15 protein-coding genes are annotated in these 19747 nt (G+C 64.7%); 5 read left to right on the forward strand and 10 right to left on the reverse strand.

Features of this window, described 5'->3' with window-relative positions; translation table 11 throughout:
• Positions 1-36: 36 nt before the first annotated feature.
• From KTC28_RS21150 to KTC28_RS21180, 7 genes are all read right to left on the reverse strand, one after another.
• A complete protein-coding gene (locus tag KTC28_RS21150) occupies positions 37-486 on the reverse strand; it encodes a DUF3833 family protein (RefSeq protein WP_216711352.1) in 450 nt (149 codons plus the stop codon).
• Positions 487-1522: 1036 nt separating this feature from the next.
• A complete protein-coding gene (locus KTC28_RS21155; RefSeq protein ID WP_255602533.1) occupies positions 1523-4627 on the reverse strand; it encodes an efflux RND transporter permease subunit in 3105 nt (1034 codons plus the stop codon).
• Positions 4624-5667, reverse strand: coding sequence for an efflux RND transporter periplasmic adaptor subunit (locus KTC28_RS21160; protein WP_216711353.1), 1044 nt, complete (start codon positions 5665-5667; stop codon positions 4624-4626). Before KTC28_RS21160 ends, KTC28_RS21155 begins: the two co-directional genes overlap by 4 nt.
• Positions 5664-7025 carry a TolC family protein gene (locus KTC28_RS21165; protein WP_216711354.1) on the reverse strand — a complete coding sequence of 454 codons (1362 nt, stop codon included), beginning with the start codon at positions 7023-7025 and terminating at the stop codon, positions 5664-5666. Before KTC28_RS21165 ends, KTC28_RS21160 begins: the two co-directional genes overlap by 4 nt.
• Before the next feature lie 23 nt (positions 7026-7048).
• Positions 7049-10156 (reverse strand): TonB-dependent receptor domain-containing protein, encoded by a 3108-nt coding sequence (locus KTC28_RS21170; protein ID WP_216711355.1) that lies wholly within the window; start codon positions 10154-10156, stop codon positions 7049-7051.
• A 62-nt stretch (positions 10157-10218) separates the two neighbouring features.
• Positions 10219-11223 (reverse strand): YncE family protein, encoded by a 1005-nt coding sequence (locus KTC28_RS21175; protein WP_216711356.1) that lies wholly within the window; start codon positions 11221-11223, stop codon positions 10219-10221.
• A 17-nt stretch (positions 11224-11240) separates the two neighbouring features.
• Complete coding sequence (locus tag KTC28_RS21180) at positions 11241-12080, reverse strand: hypothetical protein (RefSeq protein WP_216711357.1); 840 nt, start codon at positions 12078-12080, stop codon at positions 11241-11243.
• A gap of 180 nt (positions 12081-12260) precedes the next feature.
• Here KTC28_RS21180 and KTC28_RS21185 point away from each other — a divergent pair, with 180 nt between their 5' ends.
• Positions 12261-12770, forward strand: a complete 510-nt coding sequence (locus tag KTC28_RS21185; RefSeq protein WP_216711358.1) for a hypothetical protein — start codon at positions 12261-12263, stop codon at positions 12768-12770.
• On the opposite strand, the gene KTC28_RS21190 is transcribed toward KTC28_RS21185, so the two are convergent.
• Positions 12767-14146 (reverse strand): sensor histidine kinase, encoded by a 1380-nt coding sequence (locus KTC28_RS21190; protein WP_216711359.1) that lies wholly within the window; start codon positions 14144-14146, stop codon positions 12767-12769. The genes KTC28_RS21185 and KTC28_RS21190 overlap by 4 nt on opposite strands.
• On the reverse strand, positions 14143-14808 hold the full coding sequence (locus tag KTC28_RS21195; RefSeq protein WP_216711360.1) for a response regulator transcription factor: 666 nt from the start codon (positions 14806-14808) through the stop codon (positions 14143-14145). Before KTC28_RS21195 ends, KTC28_RS21190 begins: the two co-directional genes overlap by 4 nt.
• Before the next feature lie 182 nt (positions 14809-14990).
• On the opposite strand from KTC28_RS21195, the gene KTC28_RS21200 reads away from it, so the two are divergent.
• Genes KTC28_RS21200 through KTC28_RS21215 form a run of 4 tightly spaced genes read left to right on the forward strand, consistent with a single transcriptional unit; the run spans position 14991 to position 18762 of the window.
• On the forward strand, positions 14991-16040 hold the full coding sequence (locus tag KTC28_RS21200; RefSeq protein ID WP_216711361.1) for a YncE family protein: 1050 nt from the start codon (positions 14991-14993) through the stop codon (positions 16038-16040).
• 15 nt (positions 16041-16055) lie between these two features.
• Entirely contained in the window at positions 16056-17384 is a 1329-nt protein-coding gene (locus KTC28_RS21205; protein WP_216711362.1) for a 2-hydroxycarboxylate transporter family protein, read from the forward strand.
• Positions 17385-17425: 41 nt separating this feature from the next.
• Positions 17426-18205 carry a hypothetical protein gene (locus KTC28_RS21210; protein WP_223132328.1) on the forward strand — a complete coding sequence of 260 codons (780 nt, stop codon included), beginning with the start codon at positions 17426-17428 and terminating at the stop codon, positions 18203-18205.
• Positions 18202-18762 (forward strand): cytochrome b, encoded by a 561-nt coding sequence (locus tag KTC28_RS21215; RefSeq protein WP_216711364.1) that lies wholly within the window; start codon positions 18202-18204, stop codon positions 18760-18762. Before KTC28_RS21210 ends, KTC28_RS21215 begins: the two co-directional genes overlap by 4 nt.
• Here KTC28_RS21215 and KTC28_RS21220 read toward each other — a convergent pair.
• Positions 18759-19604, reverse strand: coding sequence for a class I SAM-dependent methyltransferase (locus tag KTC28_RS21220; protein WP_216711365.1), 846 nt, complete (start codon positions 19602-19604; stop codon positions 18759-18761). The genes KTC28_RS21215 and KTC28_RS21220 overlap by 4 nt on opposite strands.
• Between the last annotated feature and the right edge of the window lie 143 nt (positions 19605-19747).

Here is a 19747-nt window from a genome sequence, read left to right on the forward strand (position 1 = left end):
CGGGAGCTCTGCGTTTCACGTGGCCGCCGGAGATCATCAAGAGGGTCGCCGGAAGATTGTCTCGTCGAGACTGGCGACGGGGACGCCAAGTTTCCTGATGACCATACGGTTACGAGCGACCTGTCCGCCGGGCTGGAGGTATAGAAACTGCTCCGCTTGCAAACCGCCTCGCATAGCGAAGCTGAGGTGCAACTGATTGCCTGTACCATCCCCGGAAACCGGACCCTTCGCATCGCTCAGTGTCCCTGAGTAGCGACCCGCTGCGACACGATAAAGATGCCAGGTGCGTCGGGTTGCAGCCTTGTCACCAACGCGCACGGTCTGCTCGAGGCGGAGCGAGCCATCGGCCTCAACCACCCCATGGCCTTCAACAAGCGTTGGCTTACTCCCCGAAAAGGCTACAGCAAGACTTCCGTGACCCTGGGTTGGACCGGCGAAAAATGCGATCGGGTCGAACGTCGGCACCGGTGCCTGATAACGTGTCATATGCCCCGAAGGAACGCACGCCACAGCGATCAATGCGGGAGCCAAAGCGGCCAGCACGGTCCCGCACCGGCGAAGCGTCAGCTTAGTTGACCGGAACACTGGGACTGACACCAGCGGAAACCAAATTACCGTTATTGAGATCAGCTAAAATGTCCGAAAAGGTCCGCGCCAGCTGAATCATCTCACGGGTTGCCACTGATGTTTTGTCGATCGCATACTGCTCTTCCTGTACTTGTCAGAGGTCGTCGAGGCGCTCTCGTTGGATGCGTCGATCGCCAGCCCGATTTTGTCGCCGCCAAGGCGATCATATTGCTCAAACCACCGGATGACGTGCTCACAATCAACCAACCCGTCACGAAACTCGGAGACACGGCTTGAGCGCGCAATCCCGCCGGCGCAGCCGACCGACGAGGCAGCCCATCAATCTGTATCGTCTCAAGCAGCCTTGGTAAATTTATCATAATCGCCGCCGTAGTGTTCAACTCGCGTTCCACTGGTAAGTGTGCTGCGACGAACGTGCGGCCTGCAAAAGGGTTGTCTAAACTCGCTTTCAGGATTGACATCGCGGTCTGGACAGTAGGCGACGCCGCGCCCCTCAGTGGACCGTGGCTCAAGCCATGCACCCGGCGATCGCCCTCACAAGGCAGGACCTAATCTAGGGGCCATTACCGCCGGGCTGACGCTCAGGCTGCTCCATCTCGGCGTGTATTATGCCGTGATCATCATCGGCGGTTGCTGACTATCGCCGTCGCCTCCGTGATCGCGGTTCTGGGGCGACGCATCTTAATTGGTCTCAGCCGCTGGCGCGCGCGCGGGCGGCCGCGCCTCGGCTGGTCCGCTACTTGCGCTGTTGCGGGTCGTCTGTTGTCCTGACGGCGCTGACCGCGGCGTGGCTGACGCTGACCATACGCGTCCCGACCGACGCCCTGACGCCTGCTTTCGCCCATATGGCGGCAGTGTCCGCATCGTCATTCGCGTCAATGACCACGCCGACCCGATTGCGCTCAGGGCGCTCATCCTCGGGGCTGCTGACGGCCTACGACGTCCGCGTCTTGCTGGCGGACTTTATCGGCCGATCGCGGCCAAGAAGCAGCAGGATTGCCGGCAGCAGAACAACGATCAACGCCGCACCCACGCCGAGGCCGAAAATGATCGCGGTCGCTAATGGCTTCTGCAAACCCGCGCCTCGCCCAAGACCGAGCGCGAGGGGCAGCAGGGTCAGGATGGCGATCAGCGCCGACATCACAATGGGGCGTAAGCGCGCCCGGCCGGCGGCGAGGAGCACTGGCCCTGTGATTGCCTCATTGATATCGATCTCAGCGAGGAAAAAGATCGCGAGTTCGGTCAGCATGCCGATGACCATTGTCAGCCCCATCAGAGCCGCGATGTCGAGTTCGATGCCGGTCAGCCACAGCCCGCCGAGCACCGCACAGGCGGAGAGCAGAACGGTCGCGATGACCGCGACGGTAAACACCCAGCGTTCGAACAGGAAGGTCAAGAGCAGCGCCGACAGCAACAGCGCCGCAGCGAAGACTCCCGCAAGATCGGTGAACGACTGCTGCTGTTGCGCGTACAGCCCGCCATATTCAACGCGGATGCCGGCGGGGAGGTGAAGGCTGGCGACCTTGGCCTTGACCGCCTTGATCGCGCTGCCGAGGTCGCGGTTCTCAAGCCGCGCCGTTACCGGGATGAACGGAGCGAGGTCCTCGCGCGTGATCTGGCGTTGACCGGCGGCGATGCCGATCTTGGCGATCCGGCCGAGCGTGACCGTCCGCCCGTCGGTCGCGCGAAGCGGCAGCGCGGCGAGCGCGTCGGTCCGCTGACGCAGGTCGCGCGGCAGCCGGACGCGGACGTCGATGACCTCTTCGCCCGACCGGACCTGCGTCGCGATGCTGCCCTCGATCTCGGCGGTGACCTGCTTGGTCACCGCGTCGGGATCGAGCCCGGCGAGCGACGCCGCACCCCTGTCGACCTCGATCGTGATCGCGTCGCCGGCGACGCGCAGGCCGTTGTTGACCTCGACGACGCCGGAAATTTTGGCGATGCTGCTGGCAACATTTTCCGCCGACTTGGCGAGTTGCTCGGCATCGTCGCCAAACAGCTTGACCTCGATCGGCTGGGGGACCGCCGTCAGGTCGCCGATCAGGTCTTCCATCAACTGCGCGGTTTCGACCTGGAGACCGGGAACCTGTGCCGCGACCTTGGCGGCGATCTCGCTCATCACCTCCTCGATGTTGCGACGGCTGCCGCTGTTGAGGCGGATGAAGAAGTCGCCTTCGTCGGGTTCGGTCAACCCGCCACCGAGCTGGACGCCGGTGCGGCGCGAGTAACTCGCGACTTCGGGCGTCGCCTGGACGATCGCCTCGACCTGGCGCAGCAGACGGTCGGTATCGCTCAGCGCGGCACCAGGCTTGGCTTTATAGTCGAGGATGAAGCCGCCTTCGTCCATCTTCGGCATAAACCCCGACTGGACATGGAGCCATGAGAACGCACCGATCCCGGCTAGCACCAGTGCTGTGATGGCGACGAACAGCCCCGGGCGGCGCAGCAGGCGTGCCGTGCCCTCGGCGTAGCGCCGAGTCATCCCGCCGGTGAATCGCTCGGCACGCTCGGCGGCTTCGGCATCCTTGACCGTGAGCCAGCCATCGGCGACGAGCGGCAAGGCGTAGCGCGCGTAGACGAGGCTGACGCCGAGCGCCGCGACCATCGTCACGGCAAGTGCTTTGAAGAAGCCGCCGGTGACGCCGCTGATAAAGGCGAGCGGCAGGAAGACGACGATTGTTGCCAGCGTCGAACCGATCAGCGGACGTCCCATCTCGCGTGCGGCGGCGAGCATCGATGGCCGTTCGGCGGCGGCCTTACCGTCGGGACCGTGCGCCTCCTGCAGGCGGCGCATCAGATGCTCGAGCATGACGACCGCGTCATCGACGACGAGGCCGACCGCCGCCGCCATTCCGCCGAGCGTCATCATGTTGAAGCTCATGCCGAGCGCGAGCAACGCGAGGCAGGTCGCCGCGAGCACCGCCGGCAACAGCGTTGCGGTAATCACCATCAGCCGCCAGCTGCGCAGGAAGGCGAACAGGACCAAGCCCGCCAGCACCGCGCCGAGCAGGATCGCGTCGCGCACCGACGTCGCGGCGTCGCTGACCAGCTCGGACTGATCGTAGAACGGGCTGACCTTGACGTCGGTCGGCAGCCCCGCGCTGCGCAATTTGTCCTGTATTGCTGCGACCAGCGCGATCGCGTCGGCAGTCGGCGTCTGGCGGACGTTGATCAGAACGGCGTCGGTGCCGTCGGCCGTCACTCGGGTAAAGGCGGGGGCCGATGCGCGCCGGACGGTCGCGACCTGGCCAAGGGTGACGATGCCGGCACCGCCGGTCGTCCCGGCTTTGATCGGCACGGCGGCGATGTCGGCCTCGGTGACGACGCGGTTCTCGACGAGGGTGAGGTAGAGCCGGTGGCGATCCTCTATCCGCCCGACCGCGGCGACGCTGTTCGACGCGCCGAGCGCCGCGGCAAGGTCGGCGCTGGTCAGGCCGATCGCGCCGAGGCGCGCGGGGTCGGCCTCGACCTCGATCTCGGGGGTGCCGCCGCCAAGAACATCGACGCCGGCGACGCCCGGCACCGTCGACAGCAGCGGCCGGAGCCGAAGCCGGGCAAGCTGCTGCAGCTCGACCCCGCTGCGCCGGTCCGAGGTTAACGAGAGGCCATAGACCGGAAAGATCGTCGGGTCGGAACGCCGAACGCTGAAGCGCGTGCCGGCGGGCAGGTCGGGCAGGATTGTCGCCAGCGCGCCCTGGGTCGCCAAAGTCCCGGCGACCATGTCGTCGCCCCACGCGAAGGTTAGGGAGATTTCCGCAGTGCCGCGGCTCGTCGTCGAGCGAATCTGCGTGACGCCGGGTATCTGGCGCAGCGCGATCTCGGCCAGACGGGTGACCGATGCCGCCATCTGCGCGATGTCGCGGTCGCCGGCATCGATCGAGACGACGACGCGCGGATAGTCGATATGCGGAAACAGCGTCACTGGCAGCTTCGACGCCGCAAGCAGTCCGGCGAGCGTGACTAGCGCGACGAGGAGCCATATCGACCGCGCGTGGCGGCGCAGCGCGGGCAGGGGTGTTACTGACGGCAGCGAAGTCACTTACCGGCGTCCCTGACCTTCATACCGTCGTCGAGCGCCGTCCCGCCGGCGACAACGACACGCTCGCCCGGCGCGACGCCGCTGGCAATCGCGATCCTGTCCCCCGCCGAGCTGCCGGGAACGACGTTGCGCGACCGTGCCACGCCCTCCTTGACGACGAAAACATAGCTCCGACCGCCGTCGTCGAGCAGGGCAGCGTAGGGTACGACAACGCTCGCGGTCGGGCCGCCGCCGACCGGCAGCACCGCCCCCAGTGCTTCCCCCGGGCCAACCCGGCTTCCGGCAGAGAAGCGCGCGAAGACCGAGGCGAGCCGCGTCGTCGTGTCGGCCTGCGGATCGACGCCGACGACGACTCCTGCAACCGGCGGACCGCCGCCGAGCCGAGTGATCTGGAGCGGCTGGCCGGGACGAACCTGCGCCGCGAGCGACGGATCGATGCCGAACCGGGCGCGTGCCTCACCTCTTGTCGCGATCGTTGCGACCGCGACCCCGGCGGCGATGATATCGCCCGGGCGAGCGGTCAGCGCCTGAACCGTGCCGTCGGCGGGCGCACGGATCGTCAGCGACGCGGCACGCGCGGCGGCGGCCGACGTCGTCGCAGCGGCGGCAGCGGCGGCGGTTCGCGCCGTCTCGACATCGGCGTCGCTCATCAGTCCGTCGGCACGGAGCCGCTTGGCGCGCGCGAGGGCAAGGTTGGCAGCGGACGCATCGCTCGCCGCCTTCGCCGCGTCGAGCCGCGTCGTCGGTGTCGGGGTGAGGACGGCGATGAGCTGACCAGCGTGGACGGCAGTCCCCGACGGCGCGGCGATCTGCACCAGACGCGCCTCGACAAGGGTCGCCAGCGCTCGCTCCGAACCGGCCCCAGCTTCCGCCACGCCGTACAGGGCGACCGTCTGCGCCGCACTTCCCGGAGTGGCAACCGCGGTTCGAACCGTCGCGACGGGATCCGCTGGCTTCTCAGTGGCGTCGGGCGCCGACGAGCAAGCTGTCAGCAGCAACAGCAGCGCCGTCTCGCCCGCCAAAGGCGTCAGCCGGATCATCGGGTCCATCCTTCACTGAGGGTGCCAGTCGACAGTTCAAGGGCGATCGTCTGCTCGGCGATCGATTGGTCGAGGACAATGAGCGCCAGTGCGCGGTCGCGCACCGCCTGCGTCGCCGTTTCGCCGGTCGCACGCGCGAGATCGCCGCGGTTACCAGCGCGGACCGTCGCCTCGGCATAGCGCTGCAATGGCGGTAGCGCTTCGGCGAGGGCGGTCCGCTGCCGGCGTGCGGTCGCGATGTTATTGACCGCATCGACGATGTCGGCACGCGCCGCGAACAACCGCGCCGCATATTCGACCTTGAGTTGCGCCCGGGTCGCGCTGGCGACGGCGATACCGCCGCGATTTCGGTTCCACAGCGGCAGCGTGAAGCCAACCTGTGGCCCGAGGGTATAATTCGCGGCGGTATCCTTCAGTCCAGACAGGGTCAGCGACAGGGTCGGAAACTGCAGCAGGACCTGCTTGTGCGTCTCGGCCTCCTGCGCCTGATAGCCCGCCCGCAACGCCGCAAGGTCGAGACGCCGGTCGAGCGCGAGCGCGACGAGTGTATCGGCTTCCGGGATGGGGGGTGGGGCCGGCGGCGCGGCGATGATCAGGCGCGAGGTCGGCGGCAGGCCGAGCTGCTTGTTGAGGTCGCCTCGCGCCGCGACGAGCGCGCTTTCGGCCGTGCGCGCCTTGTCGCTGGCGTCAATCGCCGCTTGCCGCCGGATGTCGAGCTCGGCTCCCCCTAGGTCGCCGCGTCCCGCTGCACGGAGCGCCGTGTCGAGCAGCTTCGCCGCTTGTTCCGCGCTCGCGCGGGACAGCTCGGCGGCGTCGGTGAGCGCGACGATCCGCACGCCGAGCAGCCGCGCCTGACCCGCCGCCTGCCATTCCGCCCACGCCATGTCGAGGCGGACCTGGCGCTTGCTCGCGTCACCGGCTTCGCGGATAACCCGGCTCAAACGCAGCTGGTTGAGGTCGAAGCCGAGCTGCGCGGCGAGGCCGTTGAACGGGTCGGGTCCGGACAGTCGCTGGTCATAGCCGAACTGCGTCGTCGGATCGGGCAGCAGCCGGGCGGAAAATGCCTGCGCGTCGCTGACCCCGGTCTTCGCCCGCAGCGCCTTGAGCTCGGGGCTTTCGAGCACCGTGATCACCGCAAGCGCATTGAGCGTCAGCGGTGTCGATAGGTCAATCGGTTGCGCCGCGAGGAATGGACGGTCGATCGACTGCGCGGCGACCGACAGACCAGCGGTATCGGGCGCCGCGAACAGCTCCGATGCCGTCCGCGGCGGATCGGGCCGATAATGCGCGCAGCCGCTGGCTGTCACGGCGAGGACGATGGCAACGAGGCGGGGCGAGGCCGACCGAAAGAAGAGCATTTTATCCAGGCGGCCTTGTCGCGTCAGAACTTCACCGAGGCCTGGACATAGACCAGACGCCCGATCGGAGAATAGGTCGAAACGTCGGCGGTATTGTCGGTGTAGGCGGCGCTCGGCGTGAACACGCTGGTCGACACCGGCGGCATGCGGTTGAATACGTCGTTCGCCCCCGCAGCGATCGAGAACCCGCTTGGGTGACCGTCACGATCCCTGACCGAATAAGCGACACGCAAGTCGAACGCGGTATAGGGCTTGATTCGCCCGGCGAACGACGTCGCCGGAGTTTTTGCCGCGTTGGTTTCGTAAGTAATGCCGCCGACCCCGAGATCGGTAACCGCCGAGACATAGGTGTTGCCGAGGACTACGTCGAAATTGCCGAGCGACCAGTCGAGCGTGGTGTACGAGCGGAACCGCGGCAATATGCCTTGGACCCCCGTCCCGCCATTGGTCGCGGTGCCGGCGTATTCATAGAACTTCTGCGACGGGATGACCTGGAACTTGTAGTTGAGAAAATAGGCGATCGCCGAATTGACCTCGAAGCTGCCGAGGCGGTTTGTCGGCACCAAATAGTCGATCGCGGCGTTGATGGTTCGCACGCGAATGCCGCCGAGGTTGGTGAAGCGGTCGATCGCATAGACGTTGTTGTAATTTGCCGGATCGGCGGCGAGGTAGGCGCGCAGGTCGCCTGGGTTGACGAACGGCATCGCCCCCGGTTGTCCCGGGAAATTGCCCTTTGCGATGTTCCCCGCAAACTGCGAAGCCGCGCCGTTCTGGTTGACGTCGAGGAAAATGTTGCTGAAACCTATTCCGCCGGGAAAGCCGTTTTCCTTGACGAAGCTATAGTCGGCCTCGATGCGGAGCCTGGGCACGAAGGTCGGTTTGAACACCGCGCCGATCGAATAGGTCTGCGCCTTGGCCGGTTTCAGGTTGGGATTGACGCCGTCCTGCACCGGCGACAGGCCTGCCGCGAGACCCGGGAACGCTGCCGGGATGATGCCGGGACCCGCGAGGCGGTTATTGACCGGTCCGTACTCTTGATACAGCGGCGGCGCGGTAAACGACCGCGAATAGGTGCCGCGCAGCGTCAGGCTCTTGTCGAACGGCTGCCAGAAGAAGCCGATCTTGGGTACCGTCGAACCGCCTGCATCGCTATAATGTTCGTAGCGCACCGCGCCGATGAGGTCGAATTCGCGCAGGCCGGGAAAGCTGAAATTATCGCCGGCGATCGGCACGCGCGCTTCGCCAAAGACCGAGGTGATCGTACGACCGCCGGGCGTCTTCGATCCGGCCGCGCTCGTCGAGCACACCACCGGGAACGGGTCGGCAGACTGACCGCCCGTCCATGTGGACGCATTCGGCGTCAGCGTCCCGCCGTCGTTGCAATAATTTGGATCGGTGTGAACGTACCCGTTGCGGTCGGTGGTGCCGGTAAGCGACTCTTTGCGCGTCCCGCCGCCGATCGCAACGGCGACCTTTCCGCCCGGCAGGGCAAACGGGCTGCCGGTGATCTTGGCGTCGAACGAGTCGAGATAACTCGATGCGTGGAGTTGTTCGGTGCCGTATATCGCCGCCAACGCCGCAGCGTTCGGCGTCCGCGACAGCGGATCGAGGGCCGGGATGATGACGAACGGACTTGCTAATGAGAAGAACGAATAGACCTGGCTGTACGCACCCCCGGGCGTCGGCACGCCGGCAGCATTATATCCGCCCGCGATCGCTCGCGCGACGTTCGGTGCGTAGATGACATTGGTCTGGCGCTGGTCGAGGACGTTGGCACTGTGGACGTACGCCGCTTCGTAGTTCCACGACGGCCCGATAAACTCAAGCTTGCCCTTGAACCCGGCGGTGATGCGCAGGCTGTCGTTACGATTGTAATAACGCTTCGGCAGCGTCGGCACACCGAAGGTCACACCGGCGAGCGAACCAGTGACTGGGTCGAATGGCGATCCCTGCGGCAGCGTCACGCCGACGGTCACCGGCCGGAATTGGGTGAAGCTTTTGTTCTCCGCAATCTGCGCGTCGCCGAAGAAGACGATCGCATCGTCGACGATGTTCGCCGTCACGCTCGCAGCAAGCGCCTTCTGCTTCTGTTGCAGCAGGATCGTCTGAAGACGCGACAGGTCGTAGGTGCCGCCGATCCCGGTGCCGGCAATGCCGATATTGCTTCGGGCGGTCGAAGGGGTGGTCTGCGGCGACACCGTGGTGGGCGTGTTGACGTAGGTGCCGTTGGCGACCAGCGCGGCGAAGTTCGATGCCGTTGCCGCGGGGCCGGTCGGGTTAGTCTGCGACGGGCTGGTGAGGCCCGGGGCAAGAACGCCGAACAGGCCTCCCGTGACGACCGAGCCCGGGACCGCGGTCGACGTGCTGTAGAACGGGGACGTGAATGAACGCTGGTTCTGATAGAGCGGATCGGAATTGACGATACTGCCCGACAGGGTGACGTTCAAACCCTTCCCGAAATTGTGGCCGATCGTGAAGCTCAGGCTATTTTCGCGGTATCCGCCCTGCGCGAAGCCGTAGCGGCCATCGATCTGCGCGCCCTCGTAGTCGCTCTTGAGAATGAAGTTGATGACGCCGCCGACTGCATCCGAGCCGTACGTGGCGGACGCGCCGTCAGTCAGTACCTCGACGCGCTCGATCGCGCCGGCCGGGATCTGCGAGAGGTCGACGAACACCTTGCCGCCGAGCCCAGCAATCGCGTTGACCGCAGCGCGGCGGCCGTTGATCAAGACCAATGTATCGAGATTCCGGAGTTGCGCCTGACTGCCGCCGGCGGTGTTCTGGTTGGTGTTATTGGCATTGCTGTTGCCCGCGTTCGACCGGCCGGCGAAGGACGGGATCTGCTTGCGGACGAGTTCGAGGACGTTGTTGTTCACGCCGCCTTTGGCAATCGCGTCGGCGCCGATGATGCTCACCGGGACCGCAACCTGATCGGGCGTCGTCGGCAGTGCCGAGCCGGTGACGATGATCTCGGGTGCGTCGTCGGGATCGGCGTTGGCCGGGGTGAGTGCCACCGCTCCAATGGGAGTCGGTCCGGCCTGTGCGATCGCGGCGCTGGCGATCGTCAGTACTGCGATCGCGGCGGTCGACCGGAGAATGGTTCTTGCCGTCAGTCTGGTATCGATAATCATGGTTGGTGCCTCCCCTGGGTGCCGGCGGGCCTTCTGGTGCCCTGCCGGCGATCGTATTTCGTCTAGCGCGGCGCGACGTCGTAGCGGAGGACCTTGGCCATCGCCTTCGTCTCGCCCGGCGATGCGGCAACCCACAAGTGATGGCGAATTGGATCGAGGATCGCCGTCTTCGCGCCGGGGATGCTTAGAATCTTGGCTGCCTCGTGGTATTTGTCAGCGCTGTCCTGCTCGATGACGGTGATGTACCCTTCGCCGCCAGTGGCATAGATGCGGCGGTTTGCGGCATCCCACGTCACCTGGTCGGTCTTGCCCGGCGCGTCGAACGTCGCGACCGTCGCACCGGTGTCGACGTTGATGACGACGAGCTTGCCAGGCTTGCGGCTGACGATGAAAAGCCGGTGGGTCGTCGCGTCATAGGCGGCGCATGCGTTCTGCTCGGCGACAGTGAACGGCCACGTCGCGGCGATCGTGCCCGCCTTCATATCGACGACCGCGATCGCGTTTTTGTCGGTGACGTTGATCCACAGCTTGGACCCGATCGCCATCGCCTCGACGTGGTCGGCGTCGAAGTGGACCGACTTGAAGACCTTGCCGGTGACCGGATCGATCTCGATGAGCCGGCTGTCGGGAAGCGGCACATCCTTGCCGCCGGTGACGACCCAGAGGTGCCCGCTGGCGGGGTCGAAACCGGTCGAATCCGCGCCCTTCGGCAGCGGATAGGTTCGCTTCGTCTTGAGGGTCGTCGCGTCGAGCACCGGCGACGGCTTGTCGCCGTCGATAACCAGCAGCTCGTTCGCCGCTGGCATATAATGGAGCGAGTGCGGCGTACCGAAGCCCTTCAGCCGCGTCTTGACCTTGCCGCTGTTCAGGTCAAGCGCCTCGAGTTCGGCGCTCTCTTCGCCAGCGAGAAACAGTGTCCTGTCCTTCTCATCGATCGCGAAGTGATCGAAGTCGCCGGTATACCCCGGAAGATCGGTACTGCCGGACAGCTGAAGTGGCGCGGCGGCAAGCGCGGGCGCGGCAAACGCGAGCAGGGCGGCACCGGAAAACAGGGAACGCAGGGTCATCGTCATCTCCGGCAAAATCACTTGGTGGGGGCGAACAGCGCGGCGCTGCTCGGGATTGCGGCGGCGACCTCGTCGCGGATCGCGAGGCCCTTCCGGTGGATCGCTTCTCTGTCGTCGCCGACCTTGAACGGGAAAACGAGCCCAAGCGCGCCGATCCGGTGGCCCTTGGCGTCATTCAGCGGCAATTCGGTCTCGAACCGGTCGTTGTCGCCACCGACCTCAAGATTGGTCGACCCCTTGTCGATTACGCGCAGGTCGTCCTCGTCCGCCGCCTTGCCGAAGCGGCCGATGTTCGAGCCGATAATGACGTTGTGCTTGCCGGCGGGCGGCGTCGCGTGGATCATCATCACGAGAAGTTCGGGATGTTTGGCGATCGTCTTGGTCGCCAGCGTCTGGGCATAGGTATCCGGACCAAAGGCAGAATCGAACGGCCACGGGTCGGCGGCGTTCTTCGCGCTCAGCGTCGCCTTGGCAAGCTCGGTCTGGACCGCCACTGCGGTCGCCGCATTCGCCGCTCCCGTGAAGACGAGCTCGATTGTGCCAAGCCGGTGACCCGAATTGCTGTTGAACGCCTCGCGCACGGTGGATCCCGTCACCGCGTCGGCCGCCGGTGCCGGGACCGCGGTCATGACCGTCGTACGGTCGGCGGTCGAACCGAGGACGAGCATGCCGTCGCCTTTCTCGCGCTTGCCGATGACGGTAATCGCGACGATCTCGGGGTGGCGGGCTTTCGCTGCGACGATCTGATGCTGGACATAGGTCTGGCCGTTGACGACCGGGGGCGTCTCGTCGTCGGCGAGCACCGCTGCGGGCATAAGCCCTGCGACGATAGCCGCGATCATCAGTTGGATACGCATTTTATCAAGTCTCCCCACGCGCCGTGCTCCACAGCTTATGCGGCTGGTAGTGACGACCGAAGCTGACGCCTGTCTTGCACCAACTTAAATTGCTGTTCAGGCAACCAAGTTGTCACGACAGGTTGGCTTCAGCTTCGCAGTCTAGACGCAACTTAAAGCAACGACTTTGGGAGTGACGTCATGCGACGAGGATTGGCGATCGGCGCGGTGCTGCTGCTGGCGGCAGCGAGCGCCTCGGCTGAAGGCGCGAAAAACTGGACGCCGCCAAAGTTCACGACCTATGCCCAGACGCTCGCCGACGCGACAATGCGCGAGCATCCCGAACTGCTCAGCATGACCTTTCACGGCGTGCCGCCCGGGCTCGCCAAAGTCTATACGATGTTTGCCGGGTCGTACCCGGACCGCATCGGCAATCCCGACGATCCCGATGACGTCGACGTTATCGTCAAGGGCATCACGGTCGTCGATCCGCGCTGGCACCGGACTAAGGACGCGACACCAAAATTCGTCGTTCAACTCCCGCTGCGCGACCTTGCCGGTGAGAATGTCGGCTTGATCGTCTACGCTTTCCGTGTTCCGGTCTCGTCAAACGCGGGCGAGCGCGAATATTACGTCAAAGCGCTCGATCTTCGCGATGCGCTCGCTACGCATATTCCCACGTATGCGGCACTGTTCGATCGGGCGCGCTAGACCTGTATTACGGTGTCGAGTGCCGTGTCGACGCGCGGCAGTTCTACGATGATGGCGAGGCCCCGAAGCCCGCTTGCCGGCTCGGCCCAAATCCGGCCGCCGTGGAGACGAACGATACTGCGCGAGATGGCGAGACCGAGGCCGGCTCCACGCGGGGCGTCCGACCCGGCAAGGCGAACGAAGCGCTCGAACATCCGGTCGCGTTCGGCTCCGGCGACGCCGGGTCCATCGTCCTCGACGCTGACACGCCAGAGGGAGCCGACAAACCCGGCCTCAAGGCGAACCCTGCCGCCAGTCGGCGTCGCCTTGAGCGCATTGGTGACGACATTGAGCAGCACCTGCCGCAGCCATACCGGCTCGAGCGCGATAAGTCCGGCATCGCCCTTCGAGCAGTCGAACCGATGGCCCGAGTCTTCGGCGAGGACCTCGGCATCGTGCGCGAAGCTGTCGATCAGTCCGCACGGATCAGCGGTCTGAAGGTCGAAAGCGATCGCATCGGCGTCCGCGCGCGACAGGAACAGCATCTGGTCGATAAAGCGGTTCAATCGCGCGATCTCCTCGATCTGCTCGATTGCGGCTTCGGCGTGGGTCGTCGCACCGTCCTGAAGGATCGCTTCGGCATGGAGGCGCAGCAGCGACAACGGGGTCTTGAGCTCGTGACTGACCTCCTCGCTGAAGCGGCGCATCTGGAGGAAGGCACTCTCGAGCCGATCAAAGGTCCGGTTGAGGAGCTCGGCAAGGTCAGAAATCTCGTCGCGGACGTCGCCGACCGGGATGCGTTCGCCGAGGTTGTCGGAGCGGATCCGGTCGGCCGTCTCGCGAATTGCGCGGATCGGACGCAGTACGAGCCGGCTGAGGCCGAGGCCTATCGCGATGCTCGCCACTAGCATGACCGCGATCAGCGCGACGCTGGTGATGGCATAGGCACGCAAGGACGCATCGACGGTCTGCGCGGAGGTGGCGACGGTGACATCGTACGGCGGAAGCAGGAATTCACTAACGCGAAGCGAGCCAAGCGCTGGGGTGCTGGCATCGAAGCGTCGCTGACCCTTGACGTCGGGAATGCGCTGGCCATGCAGGTTCGACGAGTTGAACAGGAAATCGTTCTTCCGGGGGTTTTGTATGCTGATGAAAAAAAGCACCGATTCGTAAGGATTTATTCCCGCCAGCCGCGTCTCGAGGACCTCGGGATCGACCGTCGCGTAATCGTCGCCGATGTGCGCCTTCAATTGGCGAAACTCGGCGGCATTCAGCTGATCGAGGCCGTGGATCAGCTGGGTGTTGAGCAGCACGCCGCCGATGGCGCTGAGGCCGGCGAAACTGAGCGTCGCGGCGACGGCGTACCAGAAGGTCAGGCGGGCGCCGATGCTCCTCACAGCAGCTGGTAGCCGATGCCGCGCACAGTTTTGAATATTGGGGCCGCGGTGACTGCGCCGATCTTAGCGCGCAATCGGCTCATGTAGACATCGAGCAAGTTGGTATCGACGTCGAAATGCGAGTCCCAGATCTTCTCGGCGATCAGCGACCGCGTGAGCACCCGACCGGCGTTCTGGACGAAGATCGTCATTAGCGCATACTCGCGTGCAGTAAGATCGAGCTGTTTGCCGTCGACGCGTATGACGTGGGCGAGAAGGTCGAGCGTAATGCCGTTATGCTCGTAGACCGTCTGCTTGCGCGCCGCCTGCCGCCGCAGCAGCGCGCGGATGCGCGCGAGCAGTTCATCCATGCCAAAGGGCTTCGGCAGATAATCGTCGGCACCAAGATCGAGCCCGGCGACACGATCCTGGCGGCTATCGCGCGCGCTGAGAATTAGGACCGGCTCTACGAATCCCGCGGCACGCCAGTCGCGGATGAGATCGAGCCCGTCGCCGTCGGGCAGGCCAAGGTCGAGAATGACGAGATCATACGCTGTCTCGACGAGGGCGTCCGAGGCCGCGGCGCACGTCGTCACCCAGCGGACGATGTGCGCATGCTGGGCGAGGCCGTGCTGGAGGAAGCGCCCCAGCCGCTCCTCGTCCTCGACAACCATCAGTTTCATGCGATCTCCCCACGTGCGCGTTGGGCGCGCTTCTCGCGTGCGAGGATCGGCACCCCCGAGCGCGCCGTCAACCGTGTTGCCGTTCCTGAACAGCTCGTCAGGATGGCGTTAGGCTGCCGTCAGGAAGCGCGCCGAAAAAGCGTAGGCAAGCGGTAAAGGCCGCAGTCATGGGGGAGGCAAGTGTGCGCCTGAAGTTCGGCATCATCGCCATAGGCTTGATCAGCGCGAATCTTTCGGCGGCACCGGCGTCGCCGGTCTACGGCCTGCAGTCCGAGGTCAGGCTGAAGGGCGCAGCGCCAGCGTGGGATTATGTTGCCTTCGAGGCGGCGCGCAACCGGCTTTTCCTTGGCAGGCGCAAGGACGGGGTCACCGTTGTCGATGCGGCTAGCGGACATGTGGTGGGCGCGATCGCCAACAGCGCCGGTGCGAACTTTGCGCTGCCGGTGCCCGGCCTCGGCCGCGGCTACACCGCCAACGAGGATGGTTCGACGACCGTGTTCGCCCTCGATTCGCTGGCGACGATCGCCCGCATCAAACTCGGCGAGAGCGTTGATGCGGCGTTCTTCGACCCGGTGACGAAGCTGGTCGCGTTTACTGACGGCGATCACCACCGGCTCATATTGTTCGACCCCGCGACCAATGCGCCTGCCGGGGCAATCGCCATGCCCGCCGAGGAACTCGAGGGCTTGGCGGCAGCCGGGGACGGCAGCCTCTGGGTCAACGAGCGCGATAAAGACCGCATCGCGCATGTCGACCTCGTGCACCGCAAGCTCGTTGCCGATTTCCCACTACCCGGCTGCACCCAGCCGACCGGCCTAGCATATGATCCGTTGACCGCACGACTTTTTGTCGGCTGCAAGGGTACGGCCCCGATCCTTGCCGTCGTCGATGCCACAACCGGTAGCATCGTAGCCCGGCTTCCGATCGGCCGCGGCAACGACGGCGTTGCCTGGGACGCGAAACGCAGACGAATTTTTACCGCGAACGGAATCGATGGCAATGTCGTGATGATCGACCAAGGCGGACCTGACACCTACCGCTTTGCGGGGGCGTTCACGACGCGACCCATTGCCCGAACGCTGGCGGAGGATCCTGCCACGGGTCGGATCTTTACCATGACCGCATCGGGCATCGTCGACTCCTCAAAGCCGCGGAATCTCAAGGCCGGCGCTTTCTATCCGAACCGCTATCTCGACGATACGTTCGTCCTGCTGACGTACGCGCCGCAATGACGGGGGATCGCTGACGTGCCGGAAGAAATACAGAATGAAGCCGCGCCGGTGATTCCATTGCCGCGCCGTCATTTGATCGATTGGTCGATCGGCATCGTCCCGATTCCAGTTGCTGTTGCGATCGTTGCCATCATCAGTGTCTACGTCGCAAAGGGTTCGGTCCCGGCAGATTTAACGACTGCGATCGCGGTTCTCGCGCTCGGCGGCTTCGCCTGCGCTGAAATCGGCAAACGGCTCCCCGGATTGCGTCGAATCGGCGCTGCAGCGATCCTCGCGACATTCATCCCGTCCTTTCTCGTCTACATCCACGCCATTCCGAAGCCGCTCGAAAAAGCGATCAAGACGTTCACCGACCAAAGCAATTTCCTGTACCTCTTCATTGCTGCGATCATCGTTGGCTCGATCCTCGGCATGGACCGGCGGGTCCTGATCGGCGGCTTCGTCAAAATCTTCGTGCCGATCTTCATCGGCTCAATCGTCGCCGTCGTTGCCGGCTGCCTTACCGGTATGGCGCTTGGCATCGACCTGCCGACTGTCGCATTCAAGATCGTTGTCCCCGTTCTCGCTGGCGGCATTGGCGAGGGCGCGATCCCGCTGTCGATCGGCTATGCCGCAATACACGGCGGCGACCAGGGTGTGCTGCTTGCCCAAATCCTCCCGGCGGTGATGTTCGGCAGCCTGACCGCGATACTTCTGGCCGGGGGGCTGAACTTGCTCGGCCGCCGCCGACCAAACCTCACCGGTAATGGGACGCTGCAGCCCGGCGAAATCGACGTGCCGCTCGACTCTCCAGATGCAGCACGCTTCATTCCCGATCTGCCGACGATCGGCGCCGCGCTGGTGCTGGCGATGACCCTCTACATGACCGGCGCTTTGGTTCAGAAGCTGACCGATTTTCCGGGACCGGTGACGATGCTGTTCCTCACGGTGATGCTCAAGCTCGCGGGCTTCGTTTCGCCGCGCCTCGAGCAGGGCGCGTACCGCAATTATCAGTTTGCCGCGACACTGCTGACCTATCCGCTGTTGTTTGCGATCGGTGTGTCGAAGACGCCGTGGGACAAGCTGATCAGCGCGTTCAACGCTCCCGAACTAATCACGATCGTCGTCACCGTCGTTTCGCTTACCGTAACCGGCTTCGTCGTCGGTCGGCTCGTCAACATCTTCCCGGTCGAGGCCGGGATCATCGCAGCGTGCCGAGCGAGTCAGGGCGGCACCGGCGATGTCGCGATCCTCAGCGCATGTGACCGCATGCAGTTGATGCCATTTGCCCAGGTTGCGACGCGGATTGGCGGTGCGCTGACCGTCACTCTGGCGCTAGCGGCATTCGCTCGCTTTGGCGGGTAGCGCGACGTGACCCGGCAACAGACTCTGTTGGAGACTGAACAATGCGGATGATCCGGCGATTGACCATTATTCTGCTCGCACTTTTGGGTTTGACGGCATCGTCGGCACTAGCAGCGTCGGTCGACCCGGCTGTCGCGCGCGGCAAAGTCGTCCTCTACGTTTCAAATATGACGAAGCTGGAGAAAGCGCGCGCCGCCGCGCCGCTCGACCCGAAACGCGTTGCCACGCTCGAGACTTGGCGGCGCAACGACACCGCGCTCGTCACGTGGCTCAAAGGGCTCGGTTTCGGCGTCCGACAAGTCGACGAGAGCGCGCCGTCGGCGACGACGCACGGTGCCGACCTGATCATTGTTTCCGAGAGCATCGATGCACTTGAGGTCGCTAACAAATATCGGGCGACACCAATCCCTCTCATCACCTTCGAGAACGATATCCTCGGTGACCTGGCGATGGCGGGACAGAAGAACCACCGTGACTACGGCACCGACGACGACCAGCGCTTCGTCGACATCGTCAATGCGCCGCACCCGCTGGCCGCCGGCCTCGCCGCGGGCATCCAGAACGTTTTGATCGACGAGCATTTCAAGATGAACTGGGGAAAGCCCGGGCTTGGCGCGACGACGATCGCGACCCTGCGCGGTGAACCCGACAAGGCGGCGATCTTCGCCTACGAGCGCGGCGCGACGATGAATGGCGAGGCACTCGCGCCTGCGCGCCGGGTCAGCTTCTTCCTCTGGCAGGACACGTTCGAGGCCCTGCGACCCGAGGGTCTTGCGCTGCTCCGCGCCGCCGTCCTCTGGGCGGCGACCCCTCCGTCATGATCCGCTGGTCGGGACCGCCGCGGGATCCGGTCGAACGGTACGACCGGCGGACGATTGCCGCGCATTGGCTCGTCGCTGCGCTCGTCATCGGCCAATGGGCCAGTGGTCGGACGATCGACTGGTTTCCCAAGGGGGCGCCGCGGATTGATGCACGCTCGGTCCACCTCGTTCTCGGCACGCTGCTCACGGCCGCCCTGATCTACCGCCTTTACTGGCGCTTGGGGCGAGGACGTCGCTTCCCGGTCGATGCGGGTTCGATCGATGGCCGGGTGGCAGCGGTGATGCAGGCGGCGCTCTACGCGACGCTGGTCGTTGTCGTTGGACTGGGCCTATGGAACGAAGCGTTACGCGGCGATTCGCTGTTCAATGTCATCAGCCTTCCGAAGTTTGGCGCGTATGCCAAGGAGGCTCGCCACCTCCTGTCGAACCAGGTGACAACGTGGCACAGCCTCGCCGCAAATCTTCTCCTGATTCTCGCCGGGCTGCACGCGGCCGCGGCACTCGTCCATCACTATGTCCTACGCGACGGAACGCTGCAGCGCATGTTGCAACGCTAGCGCGGATCGGCGCTCGAAATGTACGACGAAGACAGGACGACGTTCGGCACGTTACCCCCGAACTCGTGTTCGGCTAAAGTCTCGATGCCGTCGAGCAGGCGCGCGCGAACGTCATCATCGAGCCGGCGAACGAACGAATAGGTTGCATAAAGCGCCCGGATCGCGGCAGCGGAAATAACGCGCTCCTGACGGATGACGACATGCTCTGTCCTGCCAAAGCCCACTTTCGTCAGTGTCGTGCGCCAAAAATCAACGTCGAGAGAGCCGTGTCCGTCGATCGTTTGCATCGGCGGAAATTGGATGCCCGCAAGCAGGGGCATGGCCGCGAACGCAAAGGCATCGCCGTGATGCGGATTGCGATAGCTGTTCCACCACATCGCCCAGGTGCCCCCGGGGGTCAGCGCCGCATGGACCTTGGCGAGCGATGGCGGGATGTCGAGCCAATGGAACGAGGCGGCGGCGCACCCGACGTCGAACGAGGCATCGCGTAGTTTGGCATCTTCAAACGACGCATTGATGACGACGAGGGCGTCGTCGCCGCCGGTGAACGACGGCAGTTGCCGGGCCAACTCAGCGTCCGGCTCGATCGCGACGAGCCGGGCGACGCCACGCCTGAGCAGCTCGCGAGTGACAAGACCGGTTCCAGGACCAACTTCGAATACGGCCCGGTTCGTGAGCCCGCCCGTCCGGGTTTCGACCGCGTCGTAGAGTTCCGCCGGATAGCCCAGGCGCGCCGCGTCGTAACCCTGCGCGTCATGCCCGAACAGGGCCCGGCCTTCCTCTCGCGCAATAGTTGATCCGGTCATAGGAACTCCTGTGGCCGCGCCATCGCTGGCGAACATATTCTGCCAGCGATCACCATCGGAACTTCGCTTTCGCCGACACGAAGACCGTCCGGCCGGCATGATACCCCGCTGCGGTCGCCCGAAAGCCGAATAGCCTACCTCGCGTGTTAGCCGGTCGGGGGGCGCAGTTGTTAAACATC

Origin of the sequence: Polymorphobacter megasporae (assembly GCF_018982885.2) — a bacterium.
In the GTDB taxonomy this organism is placed as follows: domain Bacteria; phylum Pseudomonadota; class Alphaproteobacteria; order Sphingomonadales; family Sphingomonadaceae; genus Polymorphobacter_B; species Polymorphobacter_B megasporae.

What these genes read in the sequence shown, in the direction of transcription:
- KTC28_RS21150 (WP_216711352.1), bottom strand. Translation starts at nt 486, where the DNA reads ATGACACGTTATCAGGCACCGGTGCCGACGTTCGACCCGATCGCATTT.
- KTC28_RS21160 (WP_216711353.1), bottom strand. Translation starts at nt 5,667, where the DNA reads ATGATCCGGCTGACGCCTTTGGCGGGCGAGACGGCGCTGCTGTTGCTG.
- KTC28_RS21165 (WP_216711354.1), bottom strand. Translation starts at nt 7,025, where the DNA reads ATGCTCTTCTTTCGGTCGGCCTCGCCCCGCCTCGTTGCCATCGTCCTC.
- KTC28_RS21170 (WP_216711355.1), bottom strand. Translation starts at nt 10,156, where the DNA reads ATGATTATCGATACCAGACTGACGGCAAGAACCATTCTCCGGTCGACC.
- KTC28_RS21175 (WP_216711356.1), bottom strand. Translation starts at nt 11,223, where the DNA reads ATGACCCTGCGTTCCCTGTTTTCCGGTGCCGCCCTGCTCGCGTTTGCC.
- KTC28_RS21180 (WP_216711357.1), bottom strand. Translation starts at nt 12,080, where the DNA reads ATGCGTATCCAACTGATGATCGCGGCTATCGTCGCAGGGCTTATGCCC.
- KTC28_RS21185 (WP_216711358.1), top strand. Translation starts at nt 12,261, where the DNA reads ATGCGACGAGGATTGGCGATCGGCGCGGTGCTGCTGCTGGCGGCAGCG.
- KTC28_RS21195 (WP_216711360.1), bottom strand. Translation starts at nt 14,808, where the DNA reads ATGAAACTGATGGTTGTCGAGGACGAGGAGCGGCTGGGGCGCTTCCTC.
- KTC28_RS21210 (WP_223132328.1), top strand. Translation starts at nt 17,426, where the DNA reads ATGCGGATGATCCGGCGATTGACCATTATTCTGCTCGCACTTTTGGGT.
- KTC28_RS21215 (WP_216711364.1), top strand. Translation starts at nt 18,202, where the DNA reads ATGATCCGCTGGTCGGGACCGCCGCGGGATCCGGTCGAACGGTACGAC.
- KTC28_RS21220 (WP_216711365.1), bottom strand. Translation starts at nt 19,604, where the DNA reads ATGTTCGCCAGCGATGGCGCGGCCACAGGAGTTCCTATGACCGGATCA.